We start from the raw sequence: 17,270 nt of genomic DNA, 5'->3' as shown, positions 1-17,270 counted from the left end.
AACCTGCATTTGGAATCATAGGCTGTGTTAACCATCAAAAGGGGAAACGCATTAGACTGGCCTCAAAGCATGCCAGTAAGTGCCCGACACAAACCTTCTATTGCCATGATAAGACTACTTCTACTAATCTGCCTTGTTGGCATCATTCCGTTTGGATTTTCGCAACAGGTAGCTATTCACCAGGCTGATCAATCCGCACAGACACACTATGCAGCCAGTATGCTGAAAAAAGTACTACTGGAGCGCCGATATAAGCTGGATCAGAGCAAGCCCGCCTATACCATTAATCTGGCGATCGATGCCCAAAAACTGGGAAGCGAAGCCTACGTCATTGCCTGGCATGACAAAAGTCTGACCATCACTGGTGGTGATCCACGAGGGCTTATCTATGGGAGCCTTACGGTGGTCGAAGAGCTTAAAAATGGCGTTTCCCTTCCACAGATCAAAGCCCGTAGTGAAAAGCCGCACCTGGCCTTGCGAGCCATTAAGTTTGATTTACCCTGGGATACGTATCGGCATAGCTACGCGCTCGACCTGCACTATGAAACCTGTCGGGACACGACATATTGGAAGGGATTTCTGGACATGATGGCTGAAAATCGCTTTAATGCGCTGAGTTTATGGAACCTGCATCCCTATCCATTTATGATCAGGCCGACTAATTTTCCGGCTGCTACGCCCTTCAATGATCAGCAAATGAAGGAATGGCAATCGTTGTTCCGCGCTATTTTCCGGATGGCAAATGAACGGGCGATCGATACCTATCTGGTTCCCTTTAATATTTTTACCAGCCCCGAATTTTCGAAAGCGTACAACCCTAATCCGGCACTCAACAATCTGGAACATCTTCACTTTGTCAATGGCGATACGTCAGAAGTTGTCAGGCGGTACACTCGGGAGTGTGTGACACAGGTACTTCAGGAGTATCCGGAACTGACCGGTTTTGGGCTGACGCTAGGTGAGGGAATGGGTGGGATGACACCCCAGCAACGAGAAACCTGGATGAAAGCGACGATCCTTGACGGGATGCGGCTGGCAAATCGAAAAACTAAGCTTATTCACCGGATTCCATTTTCAAGTACGACTGGTTCCTTGGGCGTAACCAGTATTGAAACCGAAAAGCTGACGCGAAAGTCTATCGAGCAGGAGGGATCGCTAGCCTTTATTGAAGGCCCGATCTGGGCCGACTTAAAATACAACTGGTCGCATGCCCACTCGACGCCCAAGCTGGTAAAAGTGCACGGAGGAAAGTTATACGATACCTATTTCAAACCCGACCCAACGGCTTATAAAATCACCTGGACGGTTCGGAATGAAGATTTCTTTTGCCTGCGCTGGGGAGTCCCCGATTTTGTTCGGGCACACATTGCCACCAATAATCAGTCGTATATGGGCGGCTATTTTCTTGGTTCTGAAACGTACATTCCGGCCAAAGACTATTTTACCAAACCAGGTGGGCCAGTCGATTGGACCTACGCATTTGAACGTCAATGGCTGTTTTATAAACTTTGGGGCCGGTTACTCTACAATCCGGCAACGCCCGATGCGGTTTTCAAGGCTGAATTCGTTCGTCGGTATGGTTCCGGAGCTGATCCGTTGCTCGAGGCTTATGCATTGGCGTCGTCGACACCGTTGCGGCTGGCATCGGCCTTTGATTTTACCTGGGATTTCTCGCTGTATAGTGAAGGGATGATGGCCCATGATGCGAACAAGAACGTGTCGTATATTTCCGTCGATCAGCAAATTACCCAGGCCGTTCTCGATCCGGATTATGTGTCGGTAAGTGAGTTTGTGAAAGCAACTTTGTCGGGTAAGTCATTCGATAAGACTAGAATAACACCCCCGATTTTGGCTCAGATGCTGGAACGGGATAGTCAGAAATCACTGCAACTTGTGCAATCGATAAACACATCGGCGAATCGTTCGCTCCAGTACGAAGTGGCAGATGTGCGGGTATGGGCTAATCTGGGGTTGCATCTGGCCGAAAAACTGAAAGGAGCAGTTGCTTTACAAACATACCGCACAAAAGGTGGTGAATCGACTAAGCAGGAGGCTGTAAAACACCTTGAGGCAGCCCTGCGCTATTGGGATGAGGTCGTTTCGATCACAAGCCCGTTGTACAACGAGATGCCATTGGTTCATTTGAGCGAGCAGAAAGGCACCACCTGGGCACAAAATGACAAACTACGTTTCCATTGGGAAAAACTACGACCAGTCGTTGCTCAGGATATTGATATTGCGAAACGAGCGCAGTATGTAGTGGCCAAGTGAGGTACAGAACCAGCCTGCCCGCTAAAAGATCCCGAATGACTGGCATAGGCAAGCTACTCAGTATTTGATCTGGGCCTGCTTGGGGGCAATGCCGTATTTGGTTTTAAACGCCCGGCTGAAATGTTGTACCGAACAGTAGCCTAATTCAATGGCGATCTGTGTAATTGACTTTTCCTTCTGTTGAAGCTCCTGTTGGGCAAGTTCAAGGCGCGCTTCGGCCAGATGACTAAAAATCGTGGTGCCGAACAATTCCTTATACCCCTTTTTTAACTTGAACTCATTGAGGCCAGCCAACTGAGCGAGTTCTGTGATGCTGGGCGGCATTTCCAGATGTGCCAGCATGTAATCGCGGGCAAAAATGATCCGCTCCCTGTCATACTCCGTTTTGGCATAAACCGATTGGGGAAGTAGCATCCGATTGTGAGCCTCCGCCTGTAAAACCAGCAATTCCATCGCTTTTGACATAAAAAACAGACGTTTCAGGGAATCGGAAAAGGAACAGCTCAGAATCGCATTGATGCAATTTTGGATAGAGGCATCGATGTATAAATTACTCCCGGAAAGTGTTGCCGGTTTGCCAGCCGCAACCTGATCGGCAAAATGCCGGAGCGTATCATTGCCTCCGCTGGCGATCCTGATAAAGGCATCCTTCGTGAATTGGACCATGAAGGATTTTAGCCTGAGCTCTTCTGCCTTCATCGTGCCGGTGGCTTCCGTATCGTAAAACATATTCTGCTGGTTCGTGCCAAGCTCAATCCTGTTTTGCTTATTTCCCATTGACACCCGGCCTTTCAGGTTAAAATAGAGGGTCACCACATCCATATCGCCACGCCAGTCGAACGACACCGGATTTTTAAAAAGGCATTCGCTGTAGCCGAACCTGATTCCGTCGAATTGCCACTGCTTCATTTTTAAATCACCCATCGGAAAGGATTGATGCAGCCATTCGCCTTTTAAATTGCTGCTAACAAAGTTGTTGGCTGCTGCTTGATTGCTGTACAGAACACGGCTATCGTCACCGTTTTGAACGATAAAAGACATACTCTCTCAGGTATAAGTTTTACTCCTTTAAATATAACACCCTCCCCGCAAGGTCACCTACTTTTGATCAACGAATCGTGATCGGCAGGATCACCGCGTGATTTCAACATAAACCAGCAGGACAGTATGAATAATAAGGCAATCATCATCGGTTGTGGAATTGCCGGCCCAGTCATGGCGCTCGCTTTGAAACGAGTTGGTATTGACGCCACCATTTATGAAGCCCAGCCCATGCCCAATGATACGAAAGGAGCTTTTCTGGGTATTTCGCCCAATGGCTTGAATGTGATTAACGATTTTTTACCCCTTCAGGAAATATTGACCGATTATACACCGGGGAAAATCAGTTTCTTTAATGCGCAGAACAAACCGATCGGCCTGATCGATAACGCTGACCAGAAGGCTTTATATGGTAGCGAAACCGTTCAGTTAAAACGCGGGTTGCTCAATGGTGCGTTGCGGAAAGCTGCCCAACAGGCAGGAATTGCTATTGAGTTTGGGAAACGATTAACGTCCCTTTCGCAGGGCCATGAAAATACGGTGACTGCTTTCTTCGAGGATGGTTCGCAGGCGGAGGGCAATCTGCTGATTGGCTGCGATGGCATTCGCTCGGCTACCCGGAGCTGCCTTTTTCAGGATGCCGTTAAACCCTCGTATACGGGGCTTTTATCGACAGGTGGGTTTACCAAGCTACCAGGAATAAGTAATCTGGCCGGTTCTATCCGGATGACGTTTGGGCAACGCAGTTTTTTCGCTTATGCTCTTTCCAACAAGGGCGAGGTATGGTGGTTCAATAACTTTTCCCAGCCTGACGAGCCGCATAAAAGCGAACTTAGCCAACTTGAACTGGCAGCCTTAAAAGAGCAACTATTGTCTTTGCATAAACAGGACCCGTACCCCATTGCTGAGATCATCCGGGCTGCCCAATCCATTGAAATTTATCCGGTTTATGATATACCTTTTTTACCACAGTGGCATAAAGGAAGGGTCTGCCTGATTGGTGATGCTGCCCATGCCACCGCCCCGCATATTGGGCAGGGTGCTTCACTGGCGCTGGAAGATACGATCGTATTAGCCAAGTGTATTCGGGATTTACCGTCACTGACTGAAGCTTTTGAGCGATTTCAATCACTGCGTCAGGAACGGGTTCAAACAATGATCAGACAAGCCCGAAAAGTGGGCGATAGTAAGGCAGTTCCTAATGCATTCCAACGATTTTTTCGGGATCTTCTCCTGCCTTTTTTTGTAAAAATGGAGGCAAAAAAAATGGGCTGGGTCTATTCGTACAAAACCGATTGGGAAAGTAAAATAACATAAACGCAATTCTGAGATTATTTTATTGATTGTCAGTGTTTTGTGTTTCGGTTATAGCCATTTTTTATAAAAGGTCATTATATCGGCCCGCATCGCTGCTGTCTCCTGATGACCCACATCGTAAATTCGCAATTGCCAGGCGTTGGATGCGCCGTCCTGTTGATAAATTACCTTGAGCGAACGATCAATTTTTTCAAGGCCCGGCAACGGAGTTAACGCATCAAATCGCCCTGCTAAACTAAAGTGTGGACGGGGAGAAATAAGCCCATTAATATCCGACGTTGTAAAATGGGTCAACAGGTCAGGTACATAATAGTAGATCCCGTGTAAACCGAGCCCTTTCGCATCCAGAAGTGCCTGGTAATCGGTGAGACAGCACAAATCGACACACACCTTGATCCGCTCGTCCAGAGCGGCCAGCCACCAGGCCATGGTGCTGCCCATAGACATGCCCATTGTCGCTATTCGTTTGGTATCTACCTCCGGTCTGGTTTGCAGGTAGTCTAGTGCCCTCAGATTATCATAAACCATCATGCCCCACAGTACCTGACCATGCCAGATCATTTCTTTGAAAGTATCTAACTCCTTACGGTTTTGCCGCTCGCCAAAACACCAGCTATCCAGACACAAACCCGCGTAACCCGCCCGACCCAGCGCCAGGGCATAGGGTGGTTGCTGCATCTCGGGCCTGCCGCGTATAAATTCTTCCTTGCCCACTTCGTACTGACCGAAATGGGAGTGGTTAAATAAAACGATGGGGAGTTTGCCAGTGTGATTTCTGGGCTTCGTAAAGTAAGCGGGTACTAGTTCCTGGCCATTGATATCCAGGAGGAGTTTTTCAATAATCAACTCATCGGTTTCCTGCGTTGATAGGAGCGTTACAGAGATTGGCCTGTTGCGGTCGGGTAGTTTTCCGAGCAGTTGGTATAGCTTTTTACGCTGCTCTTTTTTGTTGGTAATCAATGGTTTGGGTGGGTTTTTGCTGGTCGTTTGGATGTGCGTTGGTGCTTCAATTGACTGATTTGCCTGGTATCCAGCATTGTAGAACGCCATAAGGAGAACAACTCCCAGAAGTATACACCAGTTAATGAGCATATCCGTTATTTTTAGCCTAGTTAGAAAACAGGATATTGCAAAAAAGTTACTCAATGGCCGAGCCTGATTTTACAATTACGGCTGATCCATCGGCCAGAAATACCGAATGAGGTGGTTGCTCAAAAAATGGGGCAAACTGTGACCCATACAACTTTGCTACATCACAGCAGATATCGTGACTGGTGACCGGGTAGATGTTCCACGGCGGGTGTACGACTTCATATTCCGAGGTTCGCATTGCCCCACGACGCGTGTAGCCCCAGTAATGTTCCGTTATAAATGCTTCTTCACTATCGGGCGTCAATGGATGTCCCTTTCGGTCGGCACTCACCTGGATATGATTCCACGAAGGGCCGACTTTAAATTCATAGGCAATATGTTGGCTTCGTTCGTCTGCTTCCCAGCGGTGGCGCATGGGATGGGTAGCGTAGGGTTCACCGTATAACGTATTGGCAATAAGGGAGATGGCAAATTTAGGGACAAGCTCCTTAACAAAAACGACACCCCGTTTCCAGCCGGTTTGCGTTTTTCGACGGACATAAAACCGTAGATTAAACTCTTCGAACTCTCGGTGAAAGGGCACAGCTACTTTTCCAAACAATTTGACCTGCTCAAAGTAAAACCCGACCAGACTAGCGTAGCAGACACCATTAAATTCGTCGAGTTCTGTTCCATACGGTACCAGCGGCTCTAACACCTGCCGGTCCAGCGCATAATTCGCGAAAATTAGATTTCGCCATTGGGCGGTCAAAAATGTAGTTGCCATTTTGAATAACAGTAAGTTGAAGTGCTGGCGATGCTTATAGGGTAAGATTCATTTTCTTAATTCTGCACCAAAATACTGTACTAGTGCAGACAATAGGAAATCATCAGTGGCGGTTTGAAAGTAAAGCCTGTTTATAAGAAACTTAGCCGATTTACGTAACTATTTTTGGATTAAGATTGAATTGATAAGTAATTTCGGCGCTTAACTGCCTTAAATAGGAAGATTGATTTACTACACGAATTGCCTAAATGAAAACTAACCGCCGAACTTTTTTGCAAAATGCAGCCAGTTTACTGGCACTAAGCCCTTTAAGCTTGTCTGCGACTCTTGCTAACTGCCACCCGTCAATCAGGACTAAAGCAGTTAAACCCTATATCGTGTTTGTTACAGGTGATCATGAGTATAGTGGTGAACTCACCCTGCCATACATTGCGGATGAGCTGGAGAAAAACTATGGTATGCGGACGAAAATTCTGGAAGCTCATCCTGATTACAACAGCGAAAAAGATATTCCAGGACTAGAAGCACTCAAGGAGGCTGATCTGGCAGTTTTTTTCCTTCGCTGGCGTCAATTACCGCAGGAGCAACTTCAATATATTGACGATTATCTGAAATCGGGAAAGCCGGTGATGGGCTTCCGAACAACGACACATGCCTTCAATTATCCCGACGGTGATGAACGGAATCGCTGGAATGCATTTGGCGAATTTGCGTTTGGAGCCCCTCCGGGCTGGGGTGGTGCGGCCAAGCATACGCACTATGGCCACAAGAGTACTACCGATGTTACAATTCTTCCCGAAGCTGCAAAGAACCCGATTCTGACAGGTGTCGAACCCGCTTTTCATGCCGCATCCTGGCTCTATCGTGTCCTCCCTGATTATCCGGCCAAAGGAGCGGTTCCACTCTTAATGGGTAAATCGATTAACCCCGATAAAGAAGCTATCGACAACCCCGTAGCCTGGACATGGAAAAACCAGTGGGGCGGAAAAGCATTCATGACTACGTTAGGCCATCCGGAAGATTTTCGGGTAGAGTCGTTTCAGCGATTAGTCATTAATGCGATTCACTGGGAATTGGGAAAACCGGTGCCTAAGTGGAAGGGCAAAATTGACATCGACGTACCGTATGGGCATCCTAAAAAATAATAAGTTGTTTGCGCTTACCCTGTCACTTAAAAATTCAGACATCAATAGTATACCTCAAAATGGCTAGAACCAGGAAAAATAGCATCATCGGATTGCTAAGCATATCTGGACTATTATTAATCGCGTTTAGCGCATTTCAAGCCAATAGATCGGCATCAATACCCCTCGAAAAAGGGACTCGTATTATGTTGCTTGGCAATAATCTGGGGTCAAGAATGATGAACTACGGTCATTTTGAGACCGAAATGCAGGTTCGCTATCCAGAGCAGATGCTCTATATCCGGAACATGTGTGATCCCGGCGATACACCCGGATTCAGACCCCGTTCAAGCCGGTTCTCGCCCTGGGCATTCCCCGGAGCAGAACGTTTTCAAACGGAGTATGCGAATCCTTCCGACAGCCAGGGTACTTTCGAGTCGCCCGACGAATGGCTGACCCGGCTGAAAGCGGATGTGATCGTCGCATTTTTTGGCTACAATGAATCCTTTCAGGGAAAAGAAGGACTGGCCAACTACAAGGCCGAACTGGATGCCTTTATCAAGTGGACAATCAAGCAAAAATACAACGGAACGGCCGCTCCGAAGCTGGCCATTGTTTCTCCTATCGCGTTTGAGGATTTATCCGCTACCTATGACCTCCCAAACGGTAAAAAGGAAAACGAAAACCTATCGCTGTATTCGAAGGCGATGAAGGAAGTCGTTGACCAGAATAATCAGGGTGGCGATCAAGTCCTTTTTGTGGATGCATTTACGCCTTCTCAGCAGTGGTACGACTCCAGTGCAGAGCCCCTGACCATCGACGGCTCGCAGCTAAACGAGGCTGGCTATAAGAAATTGGCAACTTTACTCAGCGATGAGGTTTTTGGCAAGACAGCGCCTAAGGCCGAAGCCAACCGGTCGCTGGTTCATGATGCCGTTCTGGAAAAAAACTGGATGTGGCACAATGATTACAAAATTCCCAATGGTGTTCACGTGTATGGTCGTCGGTACAATCCATTCGGTCCGGACAATTACCCGGCAGAAATTGAGAAAATTCGCCAGATGACCGCCATTCGGGATACGGCCGTTTGGCTGGCGGCAACGAAAGGAGAGAAAATGGATGTTGCCACTGCGGATAAGAAAACAAAGCAGCTCCCATCGGTCAAAACTAATTTCAATCCGGAGAAAAACGGTAGCCTCCAATACCTCTATGGGAAAGATGCCCTGAGCAAACTGAAAGTGCCTCAGGGTTATAAGATCGAGCTTTTTGCTTCCGAGGAAGAATTTCCGGATTTAGCGAAGCCGATGCAGATGTCGTTCGATAACAAAGGCCGGTTATGGGTGGCTGCCATGCCCAGTTATCCGCACTACAAGCCCGGAGATACCAAGCCTAATGACAAAATTCTGATCTTCGAAGATACCAATAATGATGGTAAGGCCGACAAGCAAACCGTTTTTGCCGATGGTCTCCATCTGCCGCTTGGTTTTGAACTAGCGAAAGAAGGCGTCTATGTATCGCAGGGTCCCAACCTGAAGCTGTTAATTGACGTCGATGGTGATGGCAAGGCCGACAAGAGGGAGATTCTTTTGAGTGGCTATGATGATCATGATACCCACCACAACAGCCATGCATTTACCGTCGATCCTTCGGGTGCCATTTATTCGGGCGAGGGTGTGTTTTTACATACGAACGTAGAAACTTCATACGGCCCGGTTCGCGCTACCAATGGTGGATTTTACCGGTACAGCCCACAACTCCATAAACTGGAACGCACCGCGCAACTGTCCATTCCGAATCCCTGGGGTATTGCCTTTGATGATTGGGGCCAACCCTTCTTCGCAGAAACATCCAGTCCGGATGTGCGCTGGATGATGCCCGGCAGCGTTTTGCCAAGGTATGGTGAAGCGACGCACAAGTCAGTTCAGTTGGTCGAAGAAGCTCACCGTGTCCGCCCGACTTCCGGCATTGAATTTGTTTCCAGCCGACACTTTCCCGATGAAATTCAGGGTGATTTCCTGATCAACAATACCATTGGTTTCTTGGGGACAAAAGAACATACCCTAACCGATGAGGGTACTGGCTATAAAAGCCACCACCGGGCCGATCTTGTTGTTAGTGAAGACCGTAACTTCAGACCGGTCGATTTGGAATTTGCCCCCGATGGTTCACTGTACGTGATCGACTGGCATAACATCCTGATCGGCCACATGCAGCATAACGCCCGCGACCCCCTGCGCGACCATTCGCACGGTCGTATATACCGGATTACCTATCCGTCGAGACCGTTGGTTAAACCAGCCAGTATTGATGGTGCCAGTATTGAAGTGCTCCTGGATAATCTCAAACTGCCCGAATACCGGACTAGATACCGGACACGGCGCGAACTTCGTGGACGGGATGTGAACCAGGTATTGACAAAACTGAATACGTGGGTAGCCGGACTGGATAAAAATGACCCACGCTACGAACATCATTTGCTGGAAGGGTTATGGGTGAGCTGGGGGATGAATAAGGTAGATCAGAAACTGTTACGGCAAGTATTAAAAGCAAAAGACTACCATGCCAGAGCGGCTGCTGTTCAGGTTGTGCGCTATACCGGTCATCAGGTTGCCGATCAGGCCGATTTATTGATGCAGGCTGTTCGGGACGACAATAGCCGGGTTCGGTTGGTTGCTATTGTGGCTGCCTCCTGGATCGGTAAGGAAAAAGGGCTACCCATTTTGGCTGAAGCGACCAAAAAGCCGTTGGATGACTGGATGATTCACGCGCATGAAACCGCCGTTGCTCACCTGAATGGGGTCAATGTTAAGAAAGAGAAGGAAGTTGCCACCAAATCAACGCTGAAAGGCGAAGAACTTGCTCTGTTTAATTTGGGTAAAGAAATTTATGCCAAAGAAGGGTATTGCGCCACCTGCCATCAGCCCGATGGTAAGGGCCTTACAGCTTCCGGATTTCCGCCCCTTACCGGAACAAACTGGGTAATGGGCAATGAAGATCGTCTGATCAAGATTGCGCTGAAAGGCCTTATGGGACCGATCGATGTAAGTGGTAAATCATATCCGGGTCAGGTGCCTATGACTCCATTCGGTGGTTTGCTCAAGGACAAGGAAATAGCCGCTGTGCTTACCTACGTCCGGAATTCGTTTGGAAATAACGCTCCAGCCGTACTTCCTGAGAAAGTGGCAAAAGTTCGGGCCGCTACTGAGGCTAAAAAGGATTTTTACGCTCCCCAGCAATTACTGAAAGATCATCCAATGGAAAAATAAGTAAAAACAATGGTGAGGAAGCTATTTATTGGCTTCCTCACCATTGTTTCCAGGGATTGGTAGTACACGAATATATGCCCTCTCAAAACGATTAGCCTTAAAAATCTTCTTTTTATTCTATGTCAACAGTAACGATGTCACCAATTGGATTCAATTTATTAGCCTGGTCGGCACCTATTTCCGAGAAAATGAATCCCATTGCTGAGCGACTAAAAGCCATCGGCTACGACGGAATCGAATGTTTTATCGACAATCAGGATGTGTCTGCCTATCGCCAGTTTGGTCATCATTTACAGCAGCTTGGCTTGCAAAGTACCACCGTTATGGTTGTTGGGCCTGATGAAAATCCAGCCAGTGAATCAGCCAGAATTCGCGAACAGGCTTTGAGTTTTCTGAAAGGAGCCATTGACCGGGCTCATGCGATGGGTGCAACGGTCATTTGTGGCCCAATCCACTCGGCATTTGCAACATTCAGCCGACGCGAGCCACAGCCGGATGAGTACGCTCATAGCGCGGAAGTGCTTCATGCCGCTGGCGAATATGCCCAACAGGCCAATATCGTATTGACACCCGAAGCGTTAAACCGCTTCGAATGTTACCTCTGTAATACGATGGAACAATTGCTGGATTTGATTCGTCGAACCGATCACCCGAATGTTCGGGCTATGTTTGATACGCACCATGCCAATATGGAAGAGAAGCGTTTCCCCGATGCCATTCGTACGATTGCACCCGTGTTGGCGCATGTTCACATCAGCGAAAATGACCGGGGAACACCAGGCGATGGACATATTCCCTGGGACGATACGTTCCGGACACTGGCTGAACTGAACTATACCGGCTGGATGACAATTGAAGCCTTTACCCGCAATGATATCGATTTTGCCAATTCAATCAATGTTTGGCGGGAGTATAATGATCCCTGGGATATTGCCGAGAATGGCCTTAAATTCATTAAGATGATGCAGGCTAAATACGCGAGGTGATTGGCCCCGGCAGTGCTGGCAATTGTGTGTCGCGGGTGAAAACCCGCGATTTTTGTTTGTAAAAGTGAGCTACACGCGCGCCCGACTGAATTTTGCTCATTTTTGTGCTCGTAACGTTTTTCATTCACCCCATCCGTAATGAAGTATTCGGTATCTATTCTGCTGGTTATCAGTCTGGCGGGTTCATGTCGGACCCGAGTTGATAGTCCCCGATCCATGAACCCAGCCGCGGCCATCCGCCAGAAAGCCATTGACGAAATTCGGGAAACTGATCAGAATTTCAGTAGTATGTCAGAAAAGCAAGGCATGGCGAAAGCCTTTACGTACTATGCAGCCAACGATGTCATCCGGATGAATGAGGGGGCTGCTCCGACGGTTGGCTTTGATTCGCTCCGGGCGCAACTGAGCCGAATGCCTGCAAATGGTCCAATATTGACCTGGCAGGTGCTTAAAGCCGATGCAGCTCAGTCGGGCGAGTTTGGCTATACGTTTGGCCAGTGGTTGCTGACGGGTAAAGACGAAACCGGGAAGCGTAAAGAGCAACATGGTGTCTACGTAACCGTCTGGAAACGCCAGCATAATGGACAGTGGCGGTTTGTGCTTGATGGTGGGAATACAACTCCGGAGCCAAAATAAAGTCACTAGTTTGTGCGGTTGTCAAGCCCTTTGTCGTACGTTGTTCAGGAGAACGGGCTAACTTTACAGCCACAAACTACCAGTACCAACTTGTCACGCTTTCGCTCAACCTCACGCGGCCCTTCTCTCTACACGCTCTCGTTTTGGTTGCTGTGTGTCAGTAACTTCCTGTTTTCGGCAAGTTTTTCGATGATGATTCCTGAACTTCCCGACTACCTGACGAAGCTGGGCGGGCGGGAATACGTGGGTCTTATTATCGCCCTGTTTACGCTTACAGCGGGCGTTTCACGACCATTTAGTGGAAAAATCACCGATACCGTCGGACGCGTACCCGTCATGGCATTTGGATCAATTGTCTGCTTTTTGTGCGGATTTCTGTATCCTTATCTACTTACCGTCTGGGGGTTTCTGACCCTCCGGCTCATTCATGGTTTTTCGACCGGAACCAAACCGACCGCTACGTCGGCCTATGTTGCCGATGTGGTTCCAGCCACTCGTCGGGGCGAAGCAATGGGAATGCTTGGTCTATTCACGGCAATGGGAATGTCGCTGGGCCCAGCCATTGGCAGTTGGTTAGCCGATGATTATTCCATGAATGTCATGTTCTGGACTTCATCGGCTTTTGCGTTGTTATCGATCGGCATTCTGCTCCAGATGCCTGAAACACTGGTCAACCGGCAGCCGTTCCGGTTTGGTTTATTACGTCTGAAACGGGAAGAACTGTTTGATAAACAAGCCCTTCCACCTTTCCTGGTTCTCCTGCTTCAGTCATTTTCGTCGGGGGTGATCTTAACCGTAATTGGCACGGTAAGCGCATCGCTTGGTATCGCCAATAAGGGATTATTTTTTACCGTATACACCATTGCATCACTGGCTGTCCGGTTGCTGTTCAGTAAATCATCAGATCGCTACGGACGATTACCGATTTTGTTTATCTCAACTGCGGTACTGGCATTTTCGATGGTACTACTCATTATGACCGACCCATCGGATCGCAATGCGCACAGTTGGTTCTGGACAGCGGCTATATTCTATGGTATGTCGTGGGGTATGAATTCGCCGACAATACAGGCGTGGACGGCTGATCTGAGTGATGAAGCAACGCGGGGCCGGGCTATGGCGACCATGTATATTGCGCTCGAAGCCGGCATTGGAATTGGCGCACTGGCATCGGGCTGGCTACTCAATCACATCACTGGCGAAGCAGGTATCGATTCATCATTTGCGGTGTCAGGGGGACTGGCTCTGATTGCCGTTTTCTACCTGGGCTGGCTATGGCGCCAACGACAAAAGCCGGGTCGTCATCGGATCAATGAGGCCGACGAAATGGCCTTAATCGACGGTGAGTCATGATTACCGATCTTGAACCACACATCCGGCCGTTGGTCGAGGCTTTGAATGCAACGGGAGTTGTGCGTACATTCTCGAGTTGCGAAGGGCATTTTCGCCCAGATGAGCAGACGATTGTCGATCGAAATCGGGCTGAAGTCCGATTTGTGCCTGCGGATGGGTTCCCGGCAGGAGCGGTTGAAAAATTACTGGCGTTCGTGCTGACCCGTTTCAAGAGCCGGCATGGACTGATCCCAATTAACGTTGTGGGTTATAAGCTCTACACACCCATTGACGACGAAACCGTTGACGAAACGTATGTTCTGGAGCTTAGACCCTTCAATCGATTCGACCCACCCGACCGGAAACGATCCGATACGGACCGGGCCGTTGACCAGGTGATTCGGATACTTGCTTTGTGGTCGGAAAATCGCTAAAGCCCGGTTGTTAGTTTCACTACATCTTAGTCTTCGCGATCTTCCGGTCACATTACATTGCTTACAAAATATATTGACTTAAATCGCGGTTTTGCACTAAGCTGTCGAGTTTTTCATTGACCAGCTCTTTCGTAACCACTACATGAGCATTGGCTCCGATAACGTCCGGAATATCGAACATGAAGTCGTTCATGAGATGGCTCAGAACGGTCTGTAATCGCCGGGCACCAATGTTTTCAACCTCGGCATTGACTTCGAAAGCAATATGAGCCATTTCGCGCAGGGCGTCGTCCTGAAAACTTAGTTCTACCCCTTCGGCAGCTAACATCGCCACATATTGCTTGGTCAGCGCGTTTTTAGGCTCTTTTAAAATCTGGTAAAAATCATTCTCCGACAGGCTTTGCAGCTCTACCCGGATCGGGAAACGGCCCTGTAACTCTGGAATCAGATCACTGGGTTTGGTAACGTGGAAAGCACCGGCCGCAATGAACAGAATGTGATCGGTATGGATAACACCATATTTGGTATTGACCGCGCTACCCTCAACGATAGGCAACAGATCACGCTGGACACCCTCCCGACTCACATCCGGGCCACCACCATTACCCGAACGGGCAGACGCTACCTTATCGATTTCGTCGATGAAAATTATACCGGCATCTTCTGCTTTACGGATCGCTTCTTCTTTTACCTCGTCCATATCGATCAGCTTGGCTGCTTCTTCTTCGAGCAGAATCGTTCGGGCTTCAGCGATGGTGACTTTGCGTTTTTTACCGCGTTTGGGCATCATACCCCCAATCATTTCCTGAATGTTCATCATCGACAGGTCATCGACTGCACCACCCATGATACCGATGTTTGGCGTCTGACTTTGTTGAACATCGATATCAATCTTCCGGTCGTCCATTTCGCCAGAACGTATCTTCTCGCGGAAACGCTCACGGGTTCGTTCATTCAACTCGGCATCGGGATCTTTAACATCAGTCTCAAAACCCAGTTGGCCATTCGCTGATTTTACGGGCGGAATCAGAATATCGAGGATGGCATCTTCAACGAGTTGCTGGGCGCGAACCTGAACGGCTTCTTTCTTAGCCGCCCGCACCATATTGACCGACTGTTCGACCAGATCGCGGACCATGCTTTCGACATCGCGACCGACATAACCAACCTCGGTAAACTTCGAAGCTTCGACTTTTATAAAGGGCGCATCAGCAATTTTGGCGAGTCGACGGGCAATTTCGGTTTTCCCAACGCCCGTTGCGCCGATCATCAGAATATTGTTAGGCGTTATTTCACGCTGCATATCGGCAGTACTGTTCATCCGGCGCCAGCGATTACGGAGGGCAATCGCTACGTTGCGTTTGGCATCGTTCTGGCCGATGATGTATTGATCCAATTCGGCAACAATCTGCCGAGGGGTAAGGTCTTTGAGTAATTGAGTCATTGATAAAACGGGATGCCTTCTGCACCCCGTCAAAGAAACACAGGAAAAATGAAAATGTGCGAAAAGGAAGGTGATTTTTGGTTAGGCCATACACATTAGCCAGCTTTATCTGGGAGCGGTATTTCTTGACATAGCCGTTAGCCTTACCTAATTACCCCGCCGAGTACACTCGCAAACCGACAATGCCAACGCCAATAAGTGTCAGAAAAAACAGTTCGGTCAGGGACCAGTTGGTTTTGAAAATAAACACATCGACGGCTTTGATCAATGCCAGGGCCATGGCAGTCCAGACCGCAAAGGCCGTTGGCGTAGGAATCTGTTTGATGGCCTGCGAAAAAAAATAGATGTTGGCTATCCCAAAAACGACATAGCCAACAAACGGAAGCAGAATTGGCAAACCGACATTTGGTGTGTAGAACGTATTCCAGCGGAGCGTTTTTAACAGATCGAACGTCATATATTTGACGGAATAGGTCCAGGCAGTTTCAAAAGAAGCTGCGATGAACAGGAAAAACCAGGCTTGCACAATCAGTTGACGTTTTCAGTTTCTAATGGCGAGGGATTCGTTTGTCGGTTGAGTCGTTTCTTCAGGAAACGCAACAGGTTGGGGCGAAGCATGTAATAGCGTGAAAACCATTTATTGGATTGAAGCTTTCGTTCGTCAAACCGTTTCACCGAAAAAGCGTGCTGCAAAAAATAGTCTTTCGGGTAATCATAGTATAAGCCCCAGTTTTCCGGAAGATTGCCTGGCGTATGTTCAGGATCATAGGCAGTGCCAAACAAATAGTCGAAAAACGAAAACTTCGTGCCAAAGTTAGCATGGAAAACTTCCTGATAATTAGCATGATGCCACAAATGAAGGTGCGGACTGTTAAAGATATACTTTAAGGACCCCAGCCTGACCCGGATATTGGCATGGATGAACATGCCGAACATGGCATCCAGCAGTGCCTTGATCGGAATTACGGCCGGATCGGCACCGAGTAAGATAATTGGCGCAAACTCGATGGTCTGGTTGATAATGATTTCGACAACGTGAGAACGTGATCCAGCCAGAAAGTCGACCTCTTTATTGGAGTGATGGGCTTCGTGCGTTCGCCAGAGCCACTTGTTGGCGTGTTGAAAACGGTGAAAAAGGTAAATGTACAGGTCGTGGGTAAACAGAAAAAACAACACCTGTACCCAAACTGGCCAGTGCCTGACAAATTGCCAGTCTGACCAGTCGAAGTGCGTTTGCAACGGAGCAATAATGTAATCGAAAATCAGAATCTTGAGAAAGTAACTCTGAATAAGGGTATACCAAACCAGGTCAACCCAAAACCCATCCCGAAACAGCGGAAGCCCCTTGCGGTAGGGTGCAACCCGTTCCCAGATAAGAATGCCGACGATCCAGACCACCAGAATAGCGGTCGTGATTCGTACTAATTCTGCCTGCGGCATCATGTTTAACGAGTGTTTGAGGGTGATACGGTAGCTGGTGTCGCCAAAATGTATGATTCATCAACTGTCTCATACAAACCGTATCGTTCTAAAATAATGTTCCACTGGCATAGGGCTTTTG

At 48.3% G+C, this 17,270-nt stretch carries 14 protein-coding genes; 8 read left to right on the top strand and 6 right to left on the bottom strand.

All coding sequences use genetic code 11. From position 1 onward, the window contains the following. Positions 1 to 105 precede the first annotated feature (105 nt). Entirely contained in the window at positions 106 to 2,271 is a 2,166-nt protein-coding gene (locus tag GJR95_RS02585; protein ID WP_162384396.1) for a glycoside hydrolase family 20 zincin-like fold domain-containing protein, read from the top strand. Positions 2,272 to 2,328: 57 nt separating this feature from the next. Here the strand turns inward: GJR95_RS02585 and GJR95_RS02580 are convergent, their stop codons facing one another. Further along, complete coding sequence (locus GJR95_RS02580) at positions 2,329 to 3,312, bottom strand: helix-turn-helix domain-containing protein (RefSeq protein WP_162384395.1); 984 nt, start codon at positions 3,310 to 3,312, stop codon at positions 2,329 to 2,331. Positions 3,313 to 3,438: 126 nt separating this feature from the next. On the opposite strand from GJR95_RS02580, the gene GJR95_RS02575 reads away from it, so the two are divergent. Next, positions 3,439 to 4,629, top strand: coding sequence for an FAD-dependent oxidoreductase (locus GJR95_RS02575; protein WP_162384394.1), 1,191 nt, complete (start codon positions 3,439 to 3,441; stop codon positions 4,627 to 4,629). 48 nt (positions 4,630 to 4,677) lie between these two features. Here GJR95_RS02575 and GJR95_RS02570 read toward each other — a convergent pair whose 3' ends face one another. Together GJR95_RS02570 and GJR95_RS02565 are read right to left on the bottom strand one after the other, a co-directional pair. Further along, entirely contained in the window at positions 4,678 to 5,721 is a 1,044-nt protein-coding gene (locus GJR95_RS02570) for a dienelactone hydrolase family protein (RefSeq protein WP_232541061.1), read from the bottom strand. A 46-nt stretch (positions 5,722 to 5,767) separates the two neighbouring features. After that, positions 5,768 to 6,487 (bottom strand): YqjF family protein, encoded by a 720-nt coding sequence (locus tag GJR95_RS02565; RefSeq protein WP_162384392.1) that lies wholly within the window; start codon positions 6,485 to 6,487, stop codon positions 5,768 to 5,770. Positions 6,488 to 6,735: 248 nt separating this feature from the next. On the opposite strand from GJR95_RS02565, the gene GJR95_RS02560 reads away from it, so the two are divergent. From GJR95_RS02560 to GJR95_RS02530, 6 genes are all read left to right on the top strand, one after another. Then, entirely contained in the window at positions 6,736 to 7,632 is an 897-nt protein-coding gene (locus GJR95_RS02560; protein ID WP_162384391.1) for a ThuA domain-containing protein, read from the top strand. A gap of 59 nt (positions 7,633 to 7,691) precedes the next feature. Next, positions 7,692 to 10,877, top strand: a complete 3,186-nt coding sequence (locus GJR95_RS02555; RefSeq protein ID WP_162384390.1) for a PVC-type heme-binding CxxCH protein — start codon at positions 7,692 to 7,694, stop codon at positions 10,875 to 10,877. A 134-nt stretch (positions 10,878 to 11,011) separates the two neighbouring features. Further along, positions 11,012 to 11,863: a sugar phosphate isomerase/epimerase family protein gene (locus GJR95_RS02550; RefSeq protein ID WP_162391541.1), complete on the top strand. Its 852-nt coding sequence runs from the start codon at positions 11,012 to 11,014 to the stop codon at positions 11,861 to 11,863. A gap of 138 nt (positions 11,864 to 12,001) precedes the next feature. Beyond that, complete coding sequence (locus tag GJR95_RS02540; RefSeq protein ID WP_232541060.1) at positions 12,002 to 12,499, top strand: YybH family protein; 498 nt, start codon at positions 12,002 to 12,004, stop codon at positions 12,497 to 12,499. A 90-nt stretch (positions 12,500 to 12,589) separates the two neighbouring features. Further along, positions 12,590 to 13,852, top strand: a complete 1,263-nt coding sequence (locus tag GJR95_RS02535) for an MFS transporter (RefSeq protein WP_162384388.1) — start codon at positions 12,590 to 12,592, stop codon at positions 13,850 to 13,852. After that, a complete protein-coding gene (locus tag GJR95_RS02530) occupies positions 13,849 to 14,265 on the top strand; it encodes a hypothetical protein (protein ID WP_317167043.1) in 417 nt (138 codons plus the stop codon). Before GJR95_RS02535 ends, GJR95_RS02530 begins: the two co-directional genes overlap by 4 nt. A gap of 61 nt (positions 14,266 to 14,326) precedes the next feature. Here GJR95_RS02530 and hslU read toward each other — a convergent pair whose 3' ends face one another. The 3 genes from hslU to GJR95_RS02515 form a co-directional block, all read right to left on the bottom strand. Beyond that, positions 14,327 to 15,709: an ATP-dependent protease ATPase subunit HslU gene (hslU, locus tag GJR95_RS02525; RefSeq protein WP_162384387.1), complete on the bottom strand. Its 1,383-nt coding sequence runs from the start codon at positions 15,707 to 15,709 to the stop codon at positions 14,327 to 14,329. A 151-nt stretch (positions 15,710 to 15,860) separates the two neighbouring features. Beyond that, on the bottom strand, positions 15,861 to 16,235 hold the full coding sequence (locus tag GJR95_RS02520) for a DMT family transporter (protein WP_162384386.1): 375 nt from the start codon (positions 16,233 to 16,235) through the stop codon (positions 15,861 to 15,863). Between the two features lie 2 nt (positions 16,236 to 16,237). Then, on the bottom strand, positions 16,238 to 17,152 hold the full coding sequence (locus GJR95_RS02515; RefSeq protein WP_232541059.1) for a sterol desaturase family protein: 915 nt from the start codon (positions 17,150 to 17,152) through the stop codon (positions 16,238 to 16,240). Positions 17,153 to 17,270: the final 118 nt, after the last annotated feature.

The sequence above is a fragment of the Spirosoma endbachense genome, assembly GCF_010233585.1.
In the GTDB taxonomy this organism is placed as follows: Bacteria; Bacteroidota; Bacteroidia; order Cytophagales; family Spirosomataceae; genus Spirosoma; species Spirosoma endbachense.
This window is presented reverse-complemented; position numbering and strand designations above follow the sequence as displayed.